A 23,051-nucleotide genomic window follows, 5' to 3' on the forward strand; every position below is an offset into this window, starting at 1 on the left:
CGTCCTGGGGTCCCCCCGGGCGAGGCCGGATCGGCTCCCGCAGCCGGGGGCAACCGGCGCCCGGAGGCTCCCGGGCCCGTCACGGCGTGTCCTTGCGGGCCAGCATCCGGTAGGCGTTGCCGCCGTCCGTGCGGTGGGCCGCCGCCGTGCGCAGGGCGTCGAGTACCGCCGCGCCCGCGAAGGCCGGCAGGGCGGCCAGCCGAACGGCGTGGGCGAGGGCCCGGGTGCGGGCCGTGGCCGGGGGACCCCACGGGCGGTCCGGGTCCGGGGCCAGCCGCGTCGCCGTGAGCGCCACCGCGCCGAAGAAGTCGTTGCCCTGGTGGGCCGGTCCGTGCTCCTCGGCGAGGACGGTGAACCCCCGGTCGGCCAGTGCCTCGCGCAGGTTCGCGGCGGGCACCAGGTGCTGGTGCTGGGGCTGGAACCAGGGCAGCCACACGGGGCCGAGCAGCCGGGCCATCCGTGATTCCGGGTCGGGCAGCTCGATGGTCAGGAAGCCGCCGGGGGCCAGGACGGAGGCCGCCGCGTCCAGTTCGGCGAGCGGATCCCGGGTGTGTTCCAGGTAGTGGTACATGCTGACCACCTCGTACTGGCCCGCCAGCTTCGACGCGAACTCCGGGAACTGCCCCTGGTACCCGGTCTCCACCCAGCCGCGGCGCTCCGCCTCGCGGACCCCGTCGCCCATGTCGAGCCCGTCGAAACGGGTCCGCGGCCAGACGGCCCGCGCCGTGTTGCAGAAGTGGCCGTGTCCGGTGCCCACATCGAGCCAGGACAACGGCTCGGCGTGCGGCAGGAGCATCTCGGCGCGCCCCCGGTAGGCGGCGCCCAGCCTTCCGAAGACCGTGCCCGCGCCCTCGCCGCCGCGCCCGTCGTAGAAGTCTCGGTAGTAGAACTCCAGGCCCTCCGGGGTCAGTCGGGGGTTCTGGAAGACGTGCCCGCACTCCCCGCACTGTTCCAGGGTGAAGAGGACCGGTTTGCCCTGGAGCAGGTCGGGCACCCGGACCCGGACGGCGAGCCGGCCGGAGCCGCACCACGGGCAGTCCGGGCGGCGCGGGTCGAGGAAGTGTGCGACACCCGTGGTCAGTTCGGCCTGATAGGCGGCGGCCCGCGCGCGGTCCTCGCCGCTTGCGTCCCAGCCGGCCGCCGCGGCCGTACGCAGGGCGGCGTCGAGCGAGCGCAGCGGCCGGGCCGCGGTGGCCCGGGCCAGATCGGCGGGCCTCAGCGGGGAGCCCGGCCCGCCCAGGGCGAGGTACGGCTGGAGCCAGTACAGCCCGGCCGCGGCCGCGCCCCACCGGCCCTGGCGCAGCGCGACACCCGCCAGCAGCGCCAGCCCGCCGAGCTGCGCGGCGGCCAGCGCCCCCGGCGGCAGCCCCCGGGCCCGCAGCTCGGCGACCCGTGCCGGTCCCCGGGGCTCGTCGGGTCCTCCACAGCTCAGGCCGGGGGCGATGGCCAGGCCGGTCGCGTCGGCGGCGTACTCCTTCAACCGGCGGGTCAGTGCGCTGAGTTCCGCCGGATGGGGGCGCGGCCCGACGGGATCCACCCCGGCCCGCGCCAGCACCTCCTCGGCGACGAGCACGGCGAACCCGGCCCCGCGCCCCTCACCGAGCCGGTCCCACCGGTACCGGGCGGGATCGACCAGCCGCAGGAGCCCCAGCGCCCGCTCGGCGGCCAGGTCCGCGGGCAGCAGGTCCAGCACCCGCAGCCCCTCCCTTTCGGCGTGTGCGCAGGCGGCGAGGAAGGTGGCCGCATCGGGCTCGACGCCGCGGGCGGTGAGCAGCCGCCATCCGGCCGGCCGCGGCACGCCGGCTGCCGCGGACGGGGTCGCGGGCAGCACCGGGATCGCCCGAAGCCGGCGCCCGGCGCGTACGGTGCCCGCGGCGAGTGCGGCCAGTAACACCGCGGAGGTCCACCGGACCCGGGAGAGCGGGGGTGGCGTCATAGCAGCTTCTCCAACCGGTCGGCCGCGGCGGCAGCCCCGCCCGCCGCGGCGAATGAGGTCTGGATCCGCCGGGCGGCCCGGCGGGGGCCGGGATCGTCCAGCACGGCCGTGAGCGCGTCGCGCAGTTCCTCGGCCCGGGTCCTGCCGAAGCGCACCCGGATTCCGGCTCCTGCCTCGACCACCTGCCGGGCCACGATCGGCTGGTCGTCCCGGATCGGGGCGACGACCAGCGGCAGCCCGTGCGCGAGGGCCTCGCAGACGGTGTTGTGGCCGGCGTGGCAGACCACCGCGTCCAGGTGCGGCAGCAGTTCCAGCTGCGGGACGCTCTCCTGGAGCAGTACGTGGCCGGGCACCGGCCCGATGAGCGCGGAGGGCGCCGCCAGCACGAACTGGACCTCCTCGGCGAGCCGTTCGGCGGCTCCCAGTACCGCGCCGTAGAAGCGGGCACCGGCCTCCTGGTTGAGGGTGCCCAGGGACACCAGCACCCGCCGCCGCGCCGGGTCCAGCCGCTGCCAGGGGAATCCGGGCGCGACCGGCCGGGCCCCGAAGGCCGGCCCGACGTAGGCGTGGTGGGCCGGGAACTCCCCGGCGGTTCCGACGAGTTCGGGAGTGGAGAAGACCAGGACCAGCCGCTCCGAGAACCGCGGGTCCCAGCCCCCGGACTCCCGCGCCGCGTCACCGAACTCCGCGAGCAGGCCGGAGATCTGCCCGGCCACCCACTCCCCGACCTTCGGGAAGTCCGCGAAGGGCCGGGTCAGTTCCGCCGAGGTGCTGGCGGAGGTCGCCCACGGCACCCCGAGCCGCCGGGCGACCAGCGGCCCGGCCAGGGCCTGCTGGTCGGCGACCATCACGTCCGGCCCGAACGCCCGGACGGCCCGTTCCACCCCCGGCACCATCGCCCGGGCGAGCGGAACCAGCGCCTCCTCCCACAGGAACCGCAGCGCCCCCACCCCGCGCAGATCGCGCCAGCGCTCGTGCAGCGCCGAGTACCCGCCGCCCGCCTCCTCGCCGGCCGGCAGGATCCGCGCCTGCGCGGGCAGCAGCCGGGCCAGCGCGGAGGCCGGCCCCGCCCAGGCGATCTCGTGTCCCCGGGCCGCCAGTTCGGCCCCGACGGCCACCGTCGGATTGACGTGCCCCGCCAGCGGGGGCACGGTGAACAGCACCTTCACCGGACCAGCGCTCCCGCCCGCGGCCGTACCGCTGCCGCAGCCGTCGTGGCGGTCGAGTCCGCCGGAGCCCTCGCGGCTGTCGCGTCGAGATGGGCCAGCACGGACTCCCGTAGCACCCCACTGCTCTCCTTGAGCACGTCGTGCCCCAGACCCGGCAGGATCCGCAGCGCCCCCCGCGGGGCGTGGCGGGCCAGCTCCCGGGCCCCCGGCACCAGTTCGGAGTGCTCGCCGCAGACGGCCAGGACCGGGCAGCGCAGCCGGGCGTAGTCGGCCGGGGTGAAGGTGCGGCTCGCGGCGATGTCGTCGATGAGCGTGGTGCGGTTGAGGAGGGCGTCGGCGATGGCCGTGAGGTTGGCGGCCTTGCGCAGGCGCAGGGTGAGCAGCTCGGCGGGGACCGGGCTGTCCTCCAGGCTGAGCGCGGCCGCCGACAGGGTGTCCACCATGTTCTCCACCCACGCCCCGCCGAGCGGGGGTTCGAGGAGGGTGAGCCCGGCGACGAGGTCGGGCCGGGCCAGGGCGGCGTGCAGGGCGAGGGTCCCGCCGTAGCTGTTGCCGACCAGGTGGACCGGGCGCTGCCCGAGGCCCAGCGCGCCGAGCAGGGCGAAGAGGTCCCGTACGGCGGTGCGGCTGTCGTAGCCGGAGGCCGGGCGCTCGGTACGGCCGTGGCCGCGCAGGTCGTAGAGGACGGCTTCGTGCCCGGCCCGGGCCACCGGCACGGCCAGGGGGCAGTAGAAGGAGGAGAGGTTGTCGACGACCAGCCCGTGCAGGAAGACCACGACCGGGCGGTCCGGGGCGTCGGCTCCGTCGGCGGCCGGGAGCCGCTGGACGTGGAAGCGCAGGGAGTTGGCGAGGACGACGGCCATGGCGGGCTCAGCCGGCCGACGCGGGCGAGTCGCCCGCCGAGACCCGGGCCAGGGAGGTGTGCGTGATCCGGCCGATGTGGGTGACGAGCTCGCCGACGGACATGGCCAGGATGGCGTCCATGTCCTTCTCCGCCAGGAAGCCCATCAGGTCCACGTCGGCGCCGTAACGGTGGTGGAGCAGCTCGGCGAGGGCCACGAACTCGATGCTCTCCAGGGCGAGGTCCTCGTTGAACGTCGTCTTCATCGTGACCTCCTCCGCGAGGAGGTACTCGTCGCCGACGATCTCCACGAGCATGCCCGTGATCTCGGTGAGGATGTCAGTTGCCATGACGGTTCTCCGTGAGGTGGAAGGGGACGGGGGAGGGCGCGGTCGGACGGGCGGTCCAGGCGACGACGTGGTCGGGCGGCGCCGGGTCGGCGGGCTCGGCGCCGGCGGGCGGCGTGCCGGTCAGCGGTGGCCAGGTGAGCGGTGTGCCGAGCCGTGTCGTGCGGATCGGGTACGGGTGCCCGTCCGGGGACGTCACGAGCAGGGCGCCGGAATCCGGATCACCGGCCACCCGCCAGTCCCGCGGCCGGCCGCCCAGCCCGCCGCCGTCCGCCTTGGCGGCGGCCTCCTTGGCGCACCACAGGGCGGTGAGGGCGGCCGGCAGACCGGTGCCCCCGCGGGCCGCCAGCCGTTCGGCGAGGCGGAGTTCGTCCTGCCCGAGGGCGATCCGGATCAGCGCGTCCGGGTCGGCGGTCACCGGCTCCACGTCGATGCCGACCGGCCGCGCAGGGTCGGCGAGGGCGACCGCGATCCGGTCCTTGTGGGCGATGGACAGCCGGTGGCCCCGGGTCAGCGGGCCCTCGGCGAGCGGCCGGCCGGCCGGATCGTTGCCGATCGGCACCTCCGCCGGGAACACCGGCCCGGCTCCGCCGTCCCACAAGAGCCCGCGCAGGGCGTCCTTGGCCGCGATCCGGCCCAGCAGCCAGGGTGCCCGGGCGCGCGGCGGCAGCCGCTCGTAGGCGGCCCGCTCGGCGGCGCCCAGGTAGCGGCGCATCACCAGCTCCTGCGAGGCGGGATCGGTCCAGCGGCGCCGGGCCAGGCACCAGCCCTCGGGCCGGGGCTCGCCGATCCCGCAGACCTCCGGGGTGAACTTCATCGGCCAGACCCGCTCGTCGGCGCCGAACCGGCGGTACGTCCACCCCTCGATCCGGGCCCACACCCCGCCGCAGGCCCGGCGCAGTTCGAGGTCACCCCGCACGGTGACGTCGTGCACCTCGCGGATCCGGGCGGTGGCGGTGATCAGCTCCTGCGGGGCCGGCGGCGGCCCGGAGAACCGGATGCGGTCCACGGTGGCCGGAAAGACCAGCCGGTCCACCGGGAGCCGCAGCTGCATCCAGTGCCCGAAGAGCTGCCCGGCGGCGTCGAGGAGCGCGCCGGGGTCGGGCAGGGCCCGCAGCACGCCGTGGATGCCGTCCGAGCCGACGGTGCGCACCTCGTGGACCCCGGCGAAGCGCGGCCCGTGGAACATCCAGCGGTCCCGGTACAGGGCCGCGGCGCTGACGGGCGCGGGCCGGGGGTCGCGCAGCGGCGTGTCGTCGGGTGCGGGCGGCTCCCCGTACCGCTCGCCGAGCAGCACGACGACCGAGGCGTACTCCCCGAGGGCGACGCGCAACCGGCCGGGCCCGTCACCGTGGACGCGGATCTCGACGTCGACGGCCGGCTCGACGGCCAGCCACCGCAGGGCCCGTACGTCCTCGTAGCCGACGACGGCGAGGCCGGGCGGGGCGTGCCGCCGGGCGGCGTCGGCGGCCAGCTCCAGCATGGTGGTCATGGGCACGACGGGGAACCGGTCGGAATCCTCCGGCCAGCCGTCGGGCTGGAGGTACACGCAGTGGTCGCGTACGTAGGGCAGTGCGGCGAGCGAGAGCCGCAGGAGTTCCTTCCCCGTGGACCTTCCCGAACCGTTGAGGGCTTGAGCCGGCGGCGGTGCCGGTGCCGTGGCCTGCGCCTGTGCCTCTGCCGGGGCCTTCGGCGGTCCTGCGGTCGACCAGGCGTCGGTGACGGCCCGGGCGGCCGAGCCGGCGTCGGCCAGCACCGCGTCCAGGGCGGAGAGCAGCACCGGGCGGGCCGCTCCCGCCGCCGCGGACCGGGGCGCGGGAGTGCCCGTCGGCCGGGCCGGGGCCGGAGCCGGCCCGGCCGACGGGCCCGAGGCTGCGAGGACGACCGGGACCGGGGCCGGAGCCGTGCTCGGGGCGGCGGCCGGGGCCGTGCCCGGGGTGAGGAGGCCGCTCAGGGAGGCGCGGGCCGCCTCGCTCAGGCGGACCAGCGGGGACCCCAGGTCCAGGGGCACGCGGAGTCCCGGTCCGGCGGGTACCGGCTGCGGCGCGGCCGGGCCGGGGCGAAGCGCCGAACCGGCCGCCGGGTCCGCCCCGGCCAGGAGCCCCCAGCGCGGTGCGTACCCCTCGGCCCAGAGCGCGGCGCAGGTGCGGTTCAGCGCCGCCAGGCCCGGCAGACGGGGGGAGGAGGTCGACACCGAGAGGTGGGGACGCTCGCGCAGGGTGTCCTCGACGAAGCCCGGCAGGCTGCCCGGCCCCAGTGTGACGAAGCTGCGCACGCCCTCCTCCTCGTACAGCCGCAGCGTCAACTCGCGGAAGCGGACCGGCTCCAGGAGGTGGCGGACCACCAGGTCACGCACCTCCTGCGGCGCCGACGGGAACGGCTCGCACGTGGTCGCCGACCACACCGGGAGGGAACCGGACCGCAGCGGCAGCCGGTCGAAGGCGGCGCGGACCTGGCCGAGGTACGGCTCCCACATGGGGGTGTGGAAGCCCGAGCGGAACGGCAGTTCCTGGCCGAGCACCCCGTCGGCGCGCAACCGCTGTACCACCGCGGAGACTTGGTCCGGATCCCCGCAGACCACCGACTGGTGCGGGCAGTTGTCGTGGCTGACCACCACCGCGTCCAGGCCGTGCAGTGCCGCCTCGGCCCGCCGGGCGCCACAGCCCAGTGCCGCGTACACGAGGTCCGGGACCCGCAGATCGTCCGGCCGCAGCGAGTCCAGGAAGGTGTCGGCCGCCTCCTGCGGGTACATCCCAGCGGCCACCATCGCCGCCCACTCGCCCAGGCTGTGGCCCGCCAGCACATCGGCCTCGATGCCGAGTCCGGGCAGCACCCGGGCGAAGAAGCGGCCGGTCGCGATCGCGTCCAGGGCCCGTTCCACGAGGGTCGCGCCCCGGGTGAGCCGGGGCGGCGCCAGCGCGAGCCGGTCCGCCACGTCGTCGATCACGGGGGCGAACTCCGGCTCCAGGCCCGGGAACAGGAACGCCACCCGGCCGCCCAGCGGCTCCGGCGTGAACCACACCTCCCCGCGCCCCCGCCACGGCCGGCCCCGCGCCACCGCCTTCGCGGCCAGCGCGAGCCGCTGCGGCGTCGGCCCGACCACCGCGACCCGGCAGGGCCCGTCGCCGCCGGACACAGGGGGATCGGACGCCAGCCGGGCCGACAGCTGCGCCGGGCCGTCCGCGCCGATCAGGAGTACGTCGGCCCGCGCGGCCGGCCCCACCGGCGCGGCCGCGGCTCCCAGTGGCAGGAACCGTCGCACCGGAAGCGGCGGGCGCGCGGCCGCCGGAGCCTCCTCCAGGACCACGTGCGCGTTGATCCCGCCGAAGCCGAACGCGTTGACCCCGGCCCGGCGGGGCGCCGGCCCCCGCTCCCACGGCTCCGCCGCCGTCACCGGCCGCATCCGGGTGCGGGCCAGGTCCGGGTGCGGCTCCTCCAGGTGCAGCGTCGGCGGCAGCACCCCTTCGTGTACCGCGAGCGCGGCCTTGATCAGCCCGGCCATGCCCGAGGCCTGCATGGTGTGCCCGAGCATCGACTTCACCGAACCGAAGCCGATGCCGCGCCGGTCGCCCGGCTCGGGCGGGCCGAACACCTGGGCCAGGGTGTCCAGTTCGGCCGCGTCGCCGACCGGGGTGCCCGTCCCGTGCGCCTCCAGCAGGCCCAGCGCGCCCGGCGCCCGCGGATCCAGGCCGGCCTCCCGCCAGGCCCGCTCCAGGGCTCGTACCTGGCCGGCGACCAGGGGGCTCATCAGGCTCGCCGCCCGGCCGTCCCCGGCCACGCCCGTCCCGCGGATCACCGCGTACACGCGGTCGCCGTCCCGCTGGGCGTCCGCCAGCCGCTTCAGCAGCACCACCCCGGTCCCCTCGGACAGCAGGGTCCCGTCGGCCCTCCGGTCGAAGGGCCGGATCCGCTCGCTCGGGCTCAGCGCCCGCAACTGCGTGAACACGCTCCACAGCGTCGCGATGTGGCAGTGGTGCACCGCCCCCGCGACCACCGCGTCACAGCGGTCCGAGGCCAGCAGCCCCACCGCCTGGTCCACCGCCAGCAGGGAGGAGGCGCAGGCCGCGTCCAGGGTGTAGGCGGGGCCGCGGAAGTCCAGCCGGTTCGCGGTCCGCGCGGCCGTGAAGCTCGGCACCAGCCCGATCGAGGCGTCCGGCCGCTCCGGCCCCAGCGCGTCCTGGAAGGCCGAGCGCACCGCTGCGATCCGCCGCTCGCCCAACTCCGGCGCCAGCTCCCGCAAGGTCTGGGCCAACTGGTGCGCGGTACGCACCCGTTGGTCGAGGCGGGCCGTGGCCACGCCCATGAACCCGCCGCGGCCCAGCACCACTGCGATCCGCGAGCGGTCGGCAGGCAGCCGGTCCTCGCCGCCCGCGTCGGCGATCGCCTCCGGCGTCGCGTGCAGGGCCAGCATCTGATCGGGCTCGGCCCCCTCCACGGCGGCCGTCATGATCCCGAACCGGGTCGGGTCGAAGGCGGCGAGGCCGTCGACGAAGCCGCCCCTGCGGCAGTAGAACCGGTCGCCGGCCGCGGGTCCCGAGGCGGGTCCGGCGCTGGGGTCGTAGTACACCTCGGGGTCCCAGCGGCCCGGGGGGACCTCGCCGATGGAGTCCGTACCGGCGAGGAGGTTGCGGCGGTAGGAGGCCAGGTCGGGCGCGCCGGGGAAGACGGCGCCCATGCCGACGATGGCGGCGTCGGTGGGGCGGGGGGCGGTGCCGTTGCGTTGGCTACTCATCGCCTCCGTCCTCCCGTGCCCTTGCCATCAGGACCACCTGTACGTCGGTTCCGTGCGACAGCTCGGCGAGGAACGCGGCGGTGCCGGCCGTCGGATCGATGAGCGGGATGCCGCGCCGGGCGTACGCACGCTCCAGCTCGGGGGTGACCATCCCGCCCGCCTCCGCGGCCCAGGGGCCCCAGTCGACCGACAGCACCCGGCCCGGGAACGACTCCGCCCAGCTGTGCGCGAGGCCGTCGAGGGCGTCGTTGGCCGCGGCGTAGTCGGTCTGGCCGCGATTGCCGTAGACCCCGGCCACGCTCCCGAACAGGGCCAGGAAGCGGGGGGCGGGCGCCGAGCCGTGTTCGGCGGACGCGGCCGCCAGGTGGCGGGCGCCGGCCACCTTCGTGGTGAACACGTGCGTGAAGTCGGCCGGTTGCTTGTCGCTCAGCAGGCCGTCGCGCAGGACTCCGGCGCCGTGCACGATGCCGTCGAGCCGGCCGTGGCGCCCCCGTACGTCGGCCACGACGGCCCGTACGGCCTGCTCGTCGGTGACGTCCGCGCAGTGGTAGCGCACGGACGCGGCCGCCGCGGTGAGTGCGGCCAGGGTGGCGCGCACCTCGCGCTCGGCGAGGATCCGCGAGGCCGCGGCCTCGATCTCCGCGGGCGTACGGAGCCCCGCGGCGATCAGGGCGGCGCGGAGGGCGACCCGGTCCTGGGCCTGGGCGAACTCGTCCGCGGAGGGGGAGGCGGGGGCGGGTTCGGGGGTGCGGCCGAGGAGCTCGATGTGGCATCCCGTGGCGTGGGCCAGGGCCAGGGCGGTGCGGGCGGTGATGCCGCGGGCTCCGCCGGTGAGCAGGACGACGGAGTCGGGGCCCAGGGGCGGCGCGGTGCCCGCGGCCGGTGTGCCTCCGGCTGGGGCGGGTGGGGTCAGTGGGGCCGGAATGGGTGCGCGGGTGGTACGGGCGCCCTCGGTCGTGTACCCGACGGACGAGTGGGGGGTGTTGCAGCTCAGTTCTGCCAGGAGTTGCGCGGCGACCTGTTCGGGGGCCTCCTTGGGGTGGACGTCCACGGCGCGGACGAGCGTGCCGGGGAATTCGAGGGCGGCGCTGCGGGCGAAGCCGTGCAGGCCGGCGGCGGGGGCGCCGGGTGCGGTGACGAGCAGCAGCCGCTGCGTTCCGTCCGTGAGGGTGCGGCGCAGCGCGGGGAAGAGCCGGGGGAGGACGGGCTCCGAACCGGTCCGCAGACCGGTCAGGTCGACGATCGCGTCGAAACCGGGCTCGGGTTCGGTGAGGGGGAGTGGCTCGGCCCCGTATGCCTCCAGTGCCGTGGCGAGCGCCTGGGCGAGGCCCTGGCCGTCGTCGACCACTCCGATCCGCAGGCCGCGGAGGGCTTCCGGGGCCGGGGTGGCGGGGGGTGCGGGGACGGTGTCCACCCGGAGGCGGGTGAGCGGGGGTGCGGACGGTTGGGCGGGGGGTGCCGGACGAGGGTCCGGCTGTGGTCCGGTGTGCGTGGTGATCCACTCGACTATGGCCCGCAGCGTCTTGATCCGGGACAGCTCCTCGACCGCGGACTCGGCGGAGCCGCCCGGGTCCTGGGGGAGCCCGATCCGGTCGGCCAGGGCTCCGATGATCTCCACGCGCTTGATGGAGTCGATGGAGAGGTCGGCCTCCAGGTCCAGGTCGGGGTCGAGCATGTCCAACGGGTATCCGGTCCGGGTGTGGACGATCTCCAGGACGACCTCCATGACCGCCTCGGGGGACCGGGCGGGGGGCGCGGCTTCGCCGGGGCTTGGGGGAGGGGTGGGGCCGGGCGCGCGCCGGGGCGTCTCCTCGGGCGCCGAACGTGGCGGGGGGTAGGCGGGCCGGGCCGTATTGCGTTCGTCGCCCTGCGGGGATCGGCCCGGCACACTCCCGGCCCCGGCGGAAGCGGCCTCCGGCCCGTTCGTCGGCGCGCCCAGGTAACCCAGCAGGACGTCCCGCTGCGCCGCGACCAGTTCCCGGGTGCTGCGGAGGTACTCCAGGACCGCCTCCTCGCGACCTGCCGTCCTGCCCGTCTCGGTACCTGCGGTCTCATCTGTGGTCCGACGCGCGGTCATTCCCGCACCTCCATTCGCACCGGTTTCCGTGGGCGGGGCTTGGCGTGGGGTCGGCGCCACGCGTTGGGCGGGGCGGAGGCCGCCGGGGACCGGGGTGCCGGCTGCCGTGCGGACCAGGTGGCCGTCCACCAGCCAGCCCGGGCGGCGCGGGGCGCGCTCCGGGAGGCGGGTGGTGCGGCCGCGGAACAGGGCCTCCGGTGCCACCGGCACACCTGCCGAGGTCAGTTCCGCCAGTGCGGTGACCAGCCGGACCAGGCCGTGTTCGCCCGGTACGTCCAGCGGGACCACCGTGTGGGGGCGGTCGGACAGGATGCGGCCGATCAGGGCGGTGAGGACCCGGCCGGGACCCGCCTCCACGAAGGTGCGGACGCCGGCCGCGTACATGGCCTCGACCTCGTCGACGAACCGGACCGGCTCCGCGACCTGGCGGGCCAGGAGGTGCTGGATCTCCTCGGCCGATGTCGGATACGGGCGCCCTGTCGTGTTCGACCAGACGGGGAGGGCCGGGGCTGCCATCGGTGTGTCCGCCAGTGCCGTGGCGAGGTCCTTCGACGCCTCTGACACCACCTCGCTGTGGAAGGCGCAGGCCACCGGGAGGGGCTCTGCCGACAGTCCCGCCTCGCGGAGTGCGGATACCGCCTCTTCGACGGAGGGTGTGGGGCCCGAGATCACGCACTGGCGGGGGGCGTTGTGGTTCGCGATGGTGCATCCGGTGCGTGCGGCGACCTCGTCCGGCGTCGCTGAGACGGCCGCCATCGAGCCCGGGTCCGCGCCGGCGGCCTTCAGGATCGCCTCGGCGCGGCGCGCGCTCAGCCGTAGCAGGCTCTCGGTGTCGTAGACCCCGGCCGCCCAGAGCGCGGTGAGCTCCCCGTACGAGTGCCCGGCCACGCAGTGCGGCCGTACGCCGAGCTCGCCGAGCAGCAGATGCGCCGCTGCCCCCGCCAGTCCCAGGGCCGGCTGGGCCACGCGGGTGTCGGTGACGGCCGCCTTTTGGGCCGCCCGTCCCTCGGCGGTGAAGGCCGCCGGCGGGAACATCGCCGACACGACGGGGGGCGGAGCCGAGTCCAGGAGGGTGCGCAGGGCGGGGAAGGAGGTGAACAACTCGTTGAACATGCCCGGGCGTTGGCTGCCCTGGCCGGGGAAGAGGAAGGCGGTGAGGCCCGGGTTCTCCCTCGTGATGTGGATGCCCGTGCCGTGGGTGAAGGTGCAGGCCTGTTCGAGGCGGGCCGCCAGTTCGTCGAGGTCGGCGGCCACGATCGCCACCTGGACCGGGTCGGAGCCGGCGGCGGTTTCCGCCGCGAGGTCGCGCAGGGGCCAGGGGCGTCCCGCCGTGTCGTTCTCCTCCAGGCGGGCCGCGAGCCGGGCCATCGCGCGGCCGGCCGCCTTCCGGTCCGCGCCGCGGAAGCAGAACAGCTCGGCCGGCCACTCCTCCAGGCCGTGCCGGGGCTCCTCCGCGCCCCCGTACCCGGCCAGCACCGCATGGTAGTTGGTGCCGCCGAAGCCGAAGGCGCTCACTCCGGCGATCCGCCGCTCCGCGGGTACGGGCCAGGGGCGCGCCTCGGTGTCGAAGGAGAACGGGCTGGTCTGCGCCCGCCAGGCCGGGTTCGGCGTGTCGATGTGCAGGGTGGGCGGCCTGACGCCCGTGTGGACGGCCCGGGCGGCCTTGATGAGCCCGGCGAGTCCCGCGGCGCACTTGGTGTGGCCGAGCTGGGATTTGACGGAGCCCAGGGCGCAGGAACCGCTGGTGGCTCCGGAGGCGGTGAACAGGTCGCTGAGGACGGCCAGTTCGGTGCTGTCGCCGACCACCGTGCCGGTGCCGTGCGCCTCGACCAGACCCACCTCGGCCGGGGCGATGCCGGCCCGTGCGTAGGCCCGCTCCAGGGCCCGCCGCTGTCCTTCCGGGCGGGGTGCGGTCAGGCCGAGGGAGCGGCCGTCGCTGGCGGACCCCACCGCCTTGATCACGGCGTACACCCGGTCGCCGTCCCGCTCCGCGTCCGCCAGCCGCTTCAGGACGAGCGCCCCCACCCCCTCGCCGAGGGCGATCCCGTCGGCGGCCGCGTCGAAGGGCCGGCAGCGGCCGCCGGGCGAGAGGGCGCGGACGGAGGCGAACATCAGGTAGTCGTTGATCCCGTTGTGTACGTCGGCGCCCCCGCACAACACCATGTTGCTGTCCCCGTCGCGCAGTTGGCGGCAGGCGAGGTCCAGGGCGGCGAGGGAGGAGGCGCAGGCGGCGTCGACCGTGCAGTTCGCCCCGCCCAGGTCGAGCCGGTTGGCGACCCGGCCCGCGATGACGTTGGCGAGGATCCCGGGGAAGGAGTCCTCGGTGAGCCGCGGCAGTTGCTCGTCCAGGGAGGTCGGCAGCTCGCCCAGGTAGGCGGGGTGCAGGGCGCGCAGCCCGTACGCGCCCGCCAGTTCGGTACCGGCCTCCGCGCCGAAGACCACCGAGGTCCGCGAGCGGTCGAAGGCGCGCTCCTTGCCGTAGCCGGCGTCGCGGAGGGCCCGCGCCGAGATCTCCAGGGCCAGCAGCTGCACCGGCTCGATCCCGGCGAGGGAGGAGGGCGGGATGCCGTGCGCGAGGGCGTCGAAGGGCACCGGACCGAGGAAGCCGCCCCAGCGGGAGGGCGTGCGCTCCCCGGCCCGGGCCGGGTCGGGGTCGTAGTAGAGCGCCGGGTCCCAGCGCTCGGCCGGCACCTCCGTGACGGCGTCCGTCCCGGCCAGGACCATCGCCCAGTAGGCGGCGAGGTCCGGCGCGCCGGGGTAGGCGCAGGCCATGCCGACGATGGCGATGTCGAGCGGGTCGGGCGCCTGCGCGGCCCCGCCGTCCGCGAAGTCCCGGGCGCGGCGCTGCAGCAGTGCGGTGGCTCCTTCGGTGACCTGCGCGTGCAGTGCGGCGATCGTGGTGGTCCCGGTGCGCAGGGTCGCGGCCTGCCCGAGCATGAACAGCCCCTCCGCGTACTGCTGTTCCTCGTCGACGGCCTCCAGCCGGTCCGTCGCGCGCCGCAGGCCCTTGCTGGCGACCCGCAGCCGCCCGAGGTTGAGCCGCTCCAGCTCCTCCCACATCTCGCGCGGTTCCACGCCGCTCTGCGCGAGCCGCCGCCGGGTCGCCTCGAAGGTCTCGGCGTACGGGGTGTCCGCACAGCGGGTGGCGTGCCCGGGCGCGGTGCGCAGCAGTACGGTGTCCGCGCACTCCACCGCCGCCCGCTGGAAGCCCGGCAGTACCGCGCCCGCCGCCACGGCCTCCTCGGTGAACAGGTACGCGGTGCCCATCAGCACCCCGATCCGCGCGCCGCGCCCGGCCAGCGGAGCCGCGGCCGCCAACGCCATCGCGGCGGACCGCTCGTCGTGGATCCCGCCCGCGAACAGCAGGTCCAGCGCCTCGGGTTCGGGGCAGGACAGCAGCCGCTCGATCTGCTCCTCCCACAGCGGGAACGAGGCGCGCGGCCCGACGTGTCCGCCGCACTCCAGCCCCTCGAAGACGAACCGCCGCGCCCCCTCGGCGAGGTACCGCTCCAGCAGGCCGGGCGAGGGCACGTGCAGGTGGGTGCGGATCCCGGCCGCCTCCAGTGGGGCCGCCTGCGCCGGGGTGCCCCCGGCGATGATCGCGTGCGGTGGACGGGCCCCGGTCACGGCCGCCAGCTGCGCCCGCCGCAGCTCGGGCGGGGCGAAGCCGAGCAGCCCCACGCCCCAGGGGCGTTCCCCGAGCCGTTCCGCGGTCTCGGCCAGGAGCCGGCGTACGTCCGGGCCCTCCATCACCGCGAGCGCCAGGTACGGGACCCCGCCCGCGGTGGCGACCGCCTCGGCGAAGGCCGCCTGGTCGCTCACCCGGGTCATCGGCCCCTGCACGACGGCCGGCGGCCGGGTCCGGGCAGCCGCCTCCACGTGCCCGCGGATGGCCGCCCGTACGGCGAGGAGCACGCCGCCGGTGGTCCGGTGGCGCTCGGCGAGCCGGGCCGCGCAGGATCCGTCCTGTCCGACGGGCAGCAGCTGCGTCCGCAGGTCCCGGGCGCCGAGCAGCAGGTGCGCCGGCCCCTCGGGCGGGGTGAGGTCGGGTCGTGCGAACACCCGGTGCCCGTCGATGATCCGGGTCTCGGAACCGTCCATCGCCCGGAGCGCGGCGGCCACTTCTGCCGGTAACCCGGCCTCGCCCTCGACGGTCAGGGCCAGTTGTGCGTCGAGGAGTACCCCGGTGGCGCCGCCCGCGACGGCCGCGGCCGCCGTGTGCGGGCCGATCCCGCCACAGGCCCGTACGGGTACCCGGATCGAGGGGTCCCCGAGCAGCTGCTGGAGCAGTACGAAGGTGGTGGCCGCGCCCACCCGGCCGCCGGCCTCGTGGCCCTTGGCGACGAGCGAGTCCGCCCCCGCGGCCACGGCGGTCGTGGCCTCCGCCAGGCTGGTGACCTCGGCCCACACGCGGGGCCGGCCGGCCGCGGCGGCCCACGCGGCCACCCGCTCCGGGGTGTGCCACCCGGTGTCGGCGAGCAGCACGGTGTCCACCTCGGCCGGCAGTTCCTCCGGTCCGAGCGGGCAGCCCGCGGGCACCCGCACTCCGTATCTGCCGCTGCCGCCGAGCCGGCGGCCCGACTCCGCGAGGCCGTCCCGTGCGGCGTTCGCGTCCCGGCCGAGGTCGAGCAGTCCGAGGGCCCCGGCGCGTGCGGCGGCGGTCACGATTCCCGGGCGGGGCTCCTCGAAGGGACTGACCGCGACGACCAGATCGCGGGTGGCGGCGGACTGCGGGGGATGGGGGGTCACGGGCGCTCCTCTTCCAGTGCGGTGTGACATGGCGGAGTGCAGGACGGAAGAACGGCAGAACGGAGAGCGGAGGAGGCGGCAGAGCGCGAGGAGGGGAGTGCGGCGGTCTCGCACCTCGGCCGGCGTGCGGGGGCAGGCTTGAACAGTGGTCAAACACCCTCATGCCGCGATGCATCGTGCGGTGACGGCCGTGCACTGTCAACAGCTATGCGGAGTACGGTACTTCGCTCCCTCGGTCAGCGCGGACCGCCCGGCGCGCCCCCCGATCGGACCCGCGATCCGCCCCGGCCGAGCCGTGGCCTGCGACGTTTCCCGCCACGATGGGCCGACCCCGCGGCGCGACCCGCGGCAGTGCGTCCCCGCGGGCATGCCGCATGGGCATGCCTATCCGCCGACCGGGCATGAACACGAAGCCGCACCCGGTCAGTTGTTCACCCGTCGAGCCCTTACAGGTACGGCCTCGCGCGGTTACCGTCCGGTCATGACCCCCACGCTGGCGCAGCTCCGCTACCTCGTCGCCGTCGCCGACTGCCGGTCCATCACCGGCGCCGCCGCCTCGGTCTTCGTCGCCCAGTCTGCCCTGTCCCGGGCCGTCCAGGCCATGGAACGCGATCTCGGCGTCGAGCTCCTCGCCCGCCGGGGAAGGGGGGTGGACCTCACGCCGGAGGGGGCCCGGGTCGTCCGGCTGGCCCGCACCGTGCTCAACGCGGTGGAGGCCATCGACGACATCGGGACCCCGCACGGCAGGGACACCCGGGCCGTCCTGACCCTCGTCACCACCCCCACCCTCGCCCTCGACCTGGCCTCCGACCTGGTCGCGGCCTTCACCGAGCGGCACCCGACGGTCGACGTCCGCCTCCAGCAGCACGACAGCAGAGAGGTCCTCGTCGAGGAACTGAACCAGGGCAGGGCGGAGTTGGCCCTGGTCGACCTGCCCGTCGACAAGGAGCTCTCCACCCACTTCATCCAGGAGCGCGAGGTGGTACTGATCTCCCCGGTCGGCTCCCGGCTGCCGCATCCCATGCCGCTGCGCATGCTCGACGGGCTGCCGATGGTGCTGCCGACCCCGGGGACCGGCCGGCGTACCGAGATGGAGGCCATGTTCAGCTGCCTCGGGGTACGGCCCGTCCCCTCCCTGGAGGTCGACGAACGCCTCGCCTGGGTGACCGGAGTGACGGACGGCCGCGGCTCGCTCATCTGGTACCGCGACGTGGTGCTGAGGGCCTTCGGGAGCCGGGCCGAGATCCGCTCCTTCACCCCGCCGCTGCTGCGTCCGGTGGGCATCGCCCACGCCCGTCGGCCGCTGAGCCGCGCGGCCCGTGCGTTCATCGCACAGGCCGGACACAAGGGACCGGTCCGGGAGCCGGTGCGCTGACGGGGCATGCCCCCTCGGCATTGAACGATGCTCGAACGGGAGGGGATTGGGCCTGGCGGGCCCGGCTGATGTCCCGTCACATGGTGCGCATGTCCCGACTCCTGACACCCCCACGGGCCGCCGCCCTCGCGACCGCCGCCCTCGCTACGATCCTGCCCGCGGTCGCCTGGACGGCCAGCGCCAGCGCCACCGCCTCCCCGGCCCCGTCCGCCGCGGCGGCGGCCGCCGGAACCCGAGCGCTCGCGCCGGAGAAGAAGTGCACCCTCCCCGGCGGCCTGGCCGAGTTCAGCGGACTCGCCATGAGCCGCAAACACCCCGGCGTCTTCTACGCCGTCAACGACAGCGGGAACACGAACCAGGTCTTCGCCGTCGACTGCAACGGCGCCACCGGCCGGCTGCTGGCCACCTTCACCCTTTCCGGCGTCGGCAACACCGACTGGGAGGGCCTCGCGCTCGGCAAGGACGCCTCGGGCGGCCCGGCGATCCTGGTCGGCGACATCGGCGACAACCTCAGCAGCCGAGCGGAGATCACCGTGCACGGATTCGCCGAGCCCGACCAGCTGGCCAACGCCACGGTCACACCCGTGACGTACCGCTTCTCCTACGCCGACGGCAAGCATGACGCGGAGTCCCTGCTCGCCGATCCCGTGACCGGCCGGCTGTACGTCGCGAGCAAGCTCATCGGATCCGCCGGCCGGCTGTACCAGGCCCCGCTGCCACCCGTGTCAGGGCAGATCAACACCCTCACGCCGGTCCGGCCCGGCCCGGTGTTCGCCACCGACGGCGCGTTCTCCCCCTCGGGCGCCTCGTACACCCTGCGCAGCGGCGGGCCACTGGGAGCCAACACGGCCTCCGTGTACGACACGGCGGGGGTCAAGCTCGCGGACGTCGCCCTCCCGGCCCAGTCGCAGGGCGAGACGGTGACGTACGCGGACTGCACGAGCCTGCTCGTCGGGTCGGAGAACGACACCCAGGTCTGGCGGGTCGCGCTGCCGCCGGAGGCCACCCCGGGCTGCGGCACCACGCCGACTCCCACGCCGACTCCCACCCCCACGCCGACCCCGACTCCCACCCCCGGTGACCTGAGGCTCACCAACCCCGGACCGCAGGCGTGCAAGTTCAACCAGCCCTGCACCATCCAGCTCACCACCACCGGCGGAAAGCCCCCCGTCCGGTACGCCGCCACCGGCCTGCCCTGGGGCCTGACCCTCGACAGCGCCTCCGGCCGGATCACCGGCAAGCCCTGGGGCAGCGGCACGGTCCAGGTCACCGCCACCGCGACCGACTCCACCGGGGCCACCGCCGCCGCGGCCTTCTCCCTCACCGTCAACTGGTTCTGAGACGCGAGGAGAGCGGGCTTGTCCAAGGTGCCCCCGAGGCCGCACTGTTGACCGAGTTTCGTCCATCAGGTCAGGAGAGCCGGTTTGTCGTCCCCCATTTCACCCGTCCCGTCCGCCTCGGGCTCCCCGCACGTCATCGACCCCGCCGGAGGCTGCCCCCACGCCCTCAACGCCCGGCTGCGCGCCGAGCACGGCCCGGTGGCGGAGGTCGTACTCCCCGGCGGGGTGCCCGGAGCGGTCGTCCTGGGCCACGACGCGCTGAAGGAGTTCCTCGGCCACCCCGAAGTGGCCAAGGACGCCCGGCACTTCCCGGCCCTGCACGACGGCACCATCCCCCGGGACTGGCCGCTGCGGGCCTTCGCCAACGCCCAGGGCATGCACACCGCCGACGACGAGGACCACCGCCGGCTCCGCGCCCTGGTCGGCAAGGCCTTCACGGCCCGCCAGGTGGAAAGGCTGCGGCCGCGCGTCGAGGAGTTGACCGCCGGTTTCCTCGACGACCTCGCCCGGGCCGCGGCCGAAGCCCCCGACGGGGTCGCCGACCTGCGCGAGCACTTCGCGCTCCCGCTCCCGATGAGCGTCATCTGCGAACTGCTCGGGGTGAACCCCGAGCACCGGGGCCGGCTGCACCACCTGTCCAACAAGGTCATCATCGCCACCGACACCACCCCCGCCGAGGCGATGGCCGCCGTACGGGAGCTGGTCGAGCTCATGGGCACGATCGCCGCCACCCGCCGGGAGGCCCCGGGCGACGACCTCACCAGCGCCCTGATAGCCGCCCGCGACGACGACGGCGACCGGCTCAGTGAGGCCGAACTCATCGGCACGATGAGGCTGATGCTCGTCGCGGGTCACGAGACCACCCTCAACCTCATCAGCAACGCCGTGCGCGCCCTGTGCACCCACCGCGACCAGCTCGACCTCGTTCTGGAGTCCAAGGCGACCTGGTCGGACGTGGTGGACGAGACCCTGCGCTGGGACGGTCCGGTCAGCTGGTTCCCCTTCCGCTACCCCACCCGCGACCTGACCGTGGACGGCGCCGTCATCCCGCAGGGCACCCCGGTGCTCGCCGGCTACACCGCCGCCGGCCGGGACGAGGCCTTCCACGGCCCGGACGCCGACCGCTTCGACATCACCCGCCCCACCGCCGCCCGCAACCTCTCCTTCGGGCACGGCGCCCACTACTGCGTGGGCGCCCCGCTCGCCCGCCTGGAGGCCACCACCGCGCTGGAGCGGCTCTTCACCCGCTTCCCCGACCTCGACCTCGCCGCCCCCGAGGCCGAGCTCCCGCACCAGCGCAGCTTCATCGGCAACAGCGTGGAGACGCTCCCGGTCCGCCTGGCCGGAAACTAGCGTCGTCCGCCGCCCGCCGCGACCGGCCCCGCCGGGACCGGCGCCCGAGCGGGCGGCGGACCGTCATCCCAGAGTGAGGGGCTGTTCCGGGGCCAGGTGCGCGGCGATCGCCTGCAGCACGTTGGAGCTCGCGTTCTGGACGGTGCTGCCGAGGCCCTGCGTCGCCACCGTCGCGATGGCGAGCTTCCTGGACGGCAGGTAGGCGACCGTGCCCTCGTAGCCGGCGAAGGACGGGTTCTGGACGATCCAGGTGTTCTGCACGGGCAGGCCCAGCGCGAACCAGGTGTCCCCCTTGACCTTCACGACGCCGGTCAGCTGGGCCTTGTGCGACTCGGGCGTCAGCAGCTTCCCGTCACCGATCGCCGCGAAGGACTTCGCCATGTCCTCCAGCGTTCCCGTCATCACCGCGCCCGGCGCGAGCGTCCACGACGGATTCCAGTAGGTGGCGTCCTCGAACACGCCCCGCTCGTTGTCGAAGGAGTGCAGCACCGGCTCGGGGATGTCCGCCTTCGACGAGATCGCGGTGTGGCTCAGGCCGAGCGGCCCGAGGACGTCCTGGACCATCACCTCGTGGAGGGGCTTGTGCCTCACCCTCGAGATGATGTCGCCCAGGATCACCCAGTTGGCGTGCGAGTAGGCGAAGCCCGAACCGGGGGGCAGCACCAGGGGCTTGGAGACCGAGATCTTCACGCGCTCCTCCGCCGTCCAGGTCCGGAAGGGGTTCTTGTAGAGATCGGCGATGAAGGTCCGGTCCGTGACGTAGTCCGCGTACCCGGAGGAGGTCGAGGCCAGCATCTTCAGCGTGATCTCGTCCGCGTGGGGGAGGTCCGGGCGCCATCGGGAGATCTTGTCGTCGAGCGCGACCTCGCCCTCGTCGACGAGCTTGAGCAGTGAGGTCGTCAGATAGGGGATGGCGACCGATCCGATGCGGAAACGCATGTCCGTCGTCGCGGGGAAGCCCGTCATCGTCTCCCCGGCCGCGGCGGCCGAGACGCGCTCGCCGTCGACCCACACCTCGGCCATCGCCGCCGTCAGCCTGTACTTCGCGAGCGCGTCGGCGACCTGCTGCCCGGTGAAGTCCTCCGTATCGCCGGGGAGGCACGTGCCGCCCCGGGAGATCTGGCCGGACGGACATTGCTTCGCGGCGCTCTCGGCTCGGCTGAGGGTGCATCCGCCGGCCAGCGAAGCGCCCAGGAGCAGGTTCAGACAGGTGAGGGTGAGGATCCTGGAACTGCGCACAGTGGTGCCTCCCTGCGGGTCGAAGGCGAAGGTTCCCGGTTCCCCCGGCTCGCGGTTGCAGGCCCCGTCACGCAGGCTAACGGGGGGTGTCGCCCGTTGCACTCCGGAAGCGTTCCGGGAGTGACGCGCCGGCCTGTCAGCCCGCGCCCGGCGGCGTCAGGTCCGTGCTCAGCCAGCCCGCGATCGGTGTTCACCCCGCCCGGATGGATCTCCGGGAGCACCACGATGAACGCCCGGATATCAGTGGCACAGTCCGATCGTCAGCACCCGAACGATGGACGGATTGTTCCGTGGACGTGCAGCCGAGGCCGTTCAGCCGAGGGCTTTGACCTGTACCTCCACCGCGTGCCACCCGGTCGCCCCGTCCGGCACGGTTCCGGTGCGGACCCCGGTCTGGACGGCGCCCGTGCCGTCCGTCGCACGGACCTCCAGCGTGTGCCGTCCGGGGGTCGCCTCCCACGGCCACACCCACTGCCGCCAGGTGTCGACCCCGTCCGCGGCCCCGAGCCGCGCCTGCTGCCAGGGGCCGGCGTCCACGCGTACCTCGACCGCCTCGATCCCGCGGTGCTGCGCCCACGCCACCCCGGCGACCGCCACCCGGCCCGGCGTCAGGCCGGCGTACGGGCGCGGGGTGTCGATCCGCGACTGCGTCTTGACCGGGGCCTGCTGGGCCCAGGACCTGCGCACCCAGTAGGCGTCGTACGCGGCGAAGGTGGTCAGCCGCAGCTCGGTCAGCCATTTGCAGGCGGAGACGTACCCGTACAGGCCCGGTACGACCATCCGGACGGGGAACCCGTGCGCGAAGGGCAGCGGTTCGCCGTTCATGCCGACGGCCAGCAGCGCCGCCCGGCCGTCCATGACGGCCTCGACGGGCGTGCCGATCGTCATGCCGTCCACCGAACGCGCCACGAGCTGGTCGGCCGGACCGCCCTGGGACGGCGGCCGCACGCCCGCCTCCCGCAGCAGGTCGGCGAGGCGTACGCCGAGCCAGCGGGCGTTGCCCGCGTACGGGCCGCCGACCTCGTTGGACACGCAGGTGAGGGTGATGTCGTGCTCGACCAGCGGCCGGTCGAGCAGCTCCCGGAGATCGAGGTCGAGGGGCCGGGCGACCCCCTCCCCGTGGATGCGCAGCCGCCAGGTGTCCGCGTTCACGCGGGGGACGACCAGGGCGGTGTCCACCCGGTAGAAGTCGCGGTCGGGTGTGAGGAACGGGGAGAGCCCGGGCACCCGCAGGTCGGCCCCGGCCGGTACCGGCAGCGCGGGCACGGTGGGCCGGGGGAGGACGAAGCGGGCCCGGGAGGCGGTGGCGCCGGCCGAACCGTGGGCACCCAGACGCCGCCCGGCGAAGCCTGCCGCGGCCGAGCCCACCAGGACGGCGGTGACCAGCCGGCCGAAGCCGCGCCGGTCCATCGCCCAGGTCCCGGAGGGTGGTGACCCGGCCGGCCGGGGCCGCGTCGCCGCGGTGATCAGCAGGTACAGCACCCCGGCCGCGGTCAGTCCGGCCACCAGCGAGGGCAGCGGGTCGCGCCAGGAGGCCTCCGGACGGCTGAGTGCGGCTGCCGCCCCCAACAGTCCGAATCCGCCCGCGAGCGCGATCCCGGCCGGGAGGTGGCGTATGGCGAGCAGCCCGGCCAGGGCCGCGACCACGGCCAGGACGGCGATGATGCCGAGCGTCAGCACCAGCTTGTCGGCGGTGCCGAACAGCCCGATCGCCCATTCCCGGAGGGCCACGGGCGTCAGGTCGACCACCGCCCCGCCGACGGCGGTGACCGGCGAGGCCTCGGGCCGGACCGCCGCCGCGGTCAGCTGCGCGAGCGCCAGCCCGGCGACGGCCGCGACGAGCCCGCTCACGACGCCCAGCGTGCGCCGCGGCCGCACGGAACGGCTCGGGTC

General features: G+C 75.3%; 11 protein-coding genes. 3 read left to right on the plus strand and 8 right to left on the minus strand.

Going from position 1 to position 23,051, the window contains the following annotated elements; genetic code table 11:
• Window positions 1-79: 79 nt before the first annotated feature.
• The 6 genes from OG332_RS40495 to OG332_RS40520 are packed head-to-tail and all read right to left on the minus strand — an operon-like array spanning window position 80 to window position 15,851.
• On the minus strand, window positions 80-1,936 hold the full coding sequence (locus tag OG332_RS40495) for a class I SAM-dependent methyltransferase (RefSeq protein WP_327418122.1): 1,857 nt from the start codon (window positions 1,934-1,936) through the stop codon (window positions 80-82).
• Window positions 1,933-3,099, minus strand: a complete 1,167-nt coding sequence (locus tag OG332_RS40500) for a glycosyltransferase (protein WP_327419519.1) — start codon at window positions 3,097-3,099, stop codon at window positions 1,933-1,935. Before OG332_RS40500 ends, OG332_RS40495 begins: the two co-directional genes overlap by 4 nt.
• Before the next feature lie 2 nt (window positions 3,100-3,101).
• Window positions 3,102-3,968, minus strand: a complete 867-nt coding sequence (locus tag OG332_RS40505; RefSeq protein ID WP_327418123.1) for an alpha/beta fold hydrolase — start codon at window positions 3,966-3,968, stop codon at window positions 3,102-3,104.
• A 7-nt stretch (window positions 3,969-3,975) separates the two neighbouring features.
• The gene (locus OG332_RS40510) at window positions 3,976-4,296 is read right to left on the minus strand and encodes an acyl carrier protein (protein WP_327418124.1); all 321 of its coding nucleotides are present in this window, start codon (window positions 4,294-4,296) and stop codon (window positions 3,976-3,978) included.
• Window positions 4,286-9,025, minus strand: a complete 4,740-nt coding sequence (locus OG332_RS40515; protein ID WP_327418125.1) for a polyketide synthase — start codon at window positions 9,023-9,025, stop codon at window positions 4,286-4,288. The genes OG332_RS40510 and OG332_RS40515 overlap by 11 nt, the downstream gene beginning before the upstream one ends.
• Window positions 9,018-15,851, minus strand: a complete 6,834-nt coding sequence (locus tag OG332_RS40520) for an SDR family NAD(P)-dependent oxidoreductase (protein WP_442816289.1) — start codon at window positions 15,849-15,851, stop codon at window positions 9,018-9,020. The genes OG332_RS40515 and OG332_RS40520 overlap by 8 nt, the downstream gene beginning before the upstream one ends.
• Before the next feature lie 481 nt (window positions 15,852-16,332).
• Between OG332_RS40520 and OG332_RS40525 the strand changes: the two genes are divergently transcribed.
• From OG332_RS40525 to OG332_RS40535, 3 genes are all read left to right on the plus strand, one after another.
• On the plus strand, window positions 16,333-17,226 hold the full coding sequence (locus OG332_RS40525) for a LysR family transcriptional regulator (protein WP_327418127.1): 894 nt from the start codon (window positions 16,333-16,335) through the stop codon (window positions 17,224-17,226).
• 89 nt (window positions 17,227-17,315) lie between these two features.
• Window positions 17,316-18,566, plus strand: coding sequence for an Ig domain-containing protein (locus OG332_RS40530; protein WP_327418128.1), 1,251 nt, complete (start codon window positions 17,316-17,318; stop codon window positions 18,564-18,566).
• Window positions 18,567-18,650: 84 nt separating this feature from the next.
• Complete coding sequence (locus OG332_RS40535; RefSeq protein WP_327418129.1) at window positions 18,651-19,919, plus strand: cytochrome P450 family protein; 1,269 nt, start codon at window positions 18,651-18,653, stop codon at window positions 19,917-19,919.
• A gap of 63 nt (window positions 19,920-19,982) precedes the next feature.
• Here OG332_RS40535 and OG332_RS40540 read toward each other — a convergent pair whose 3' ends face one another.
• The gene (locus OG332_RS40540) at window positions 19,983-21,158 is read right to left on the minus strand and encodes a serine hydrolase domain-containing protein (RefSeq protein WP_327418130.1); all 1,176 of its coding nucleotides are present in this window, start codon (window positions 21,156-21,158) and stop codon (window positions 19,983-19,985) included.
• Between the two features lie 312 nt (window positions 21,159-21,470).
• Window positions 21,471-23,018: a molybdopterin-dependent oxidoreductase gene (locus OG332_RS40545; protein WP_442816404.1), complete on the minus strand. Its 1,548-nt coding sequence runs from the start codon at window positions 23,016-23,018 to the stop codon at window positions 21,471-21,473.
• Window positions 23,019-23,051: the final 33 nt, after the last annotated feature.

The sequence above is a fragment of the Streptomyces sp. NBC_01233 genome, assembly GCF_035989305.1.
GTDB lineage: Bacteria > Actinomycetota > Actinomycetes > Streptomycetales > Streptomycetaceae > Streptomyces.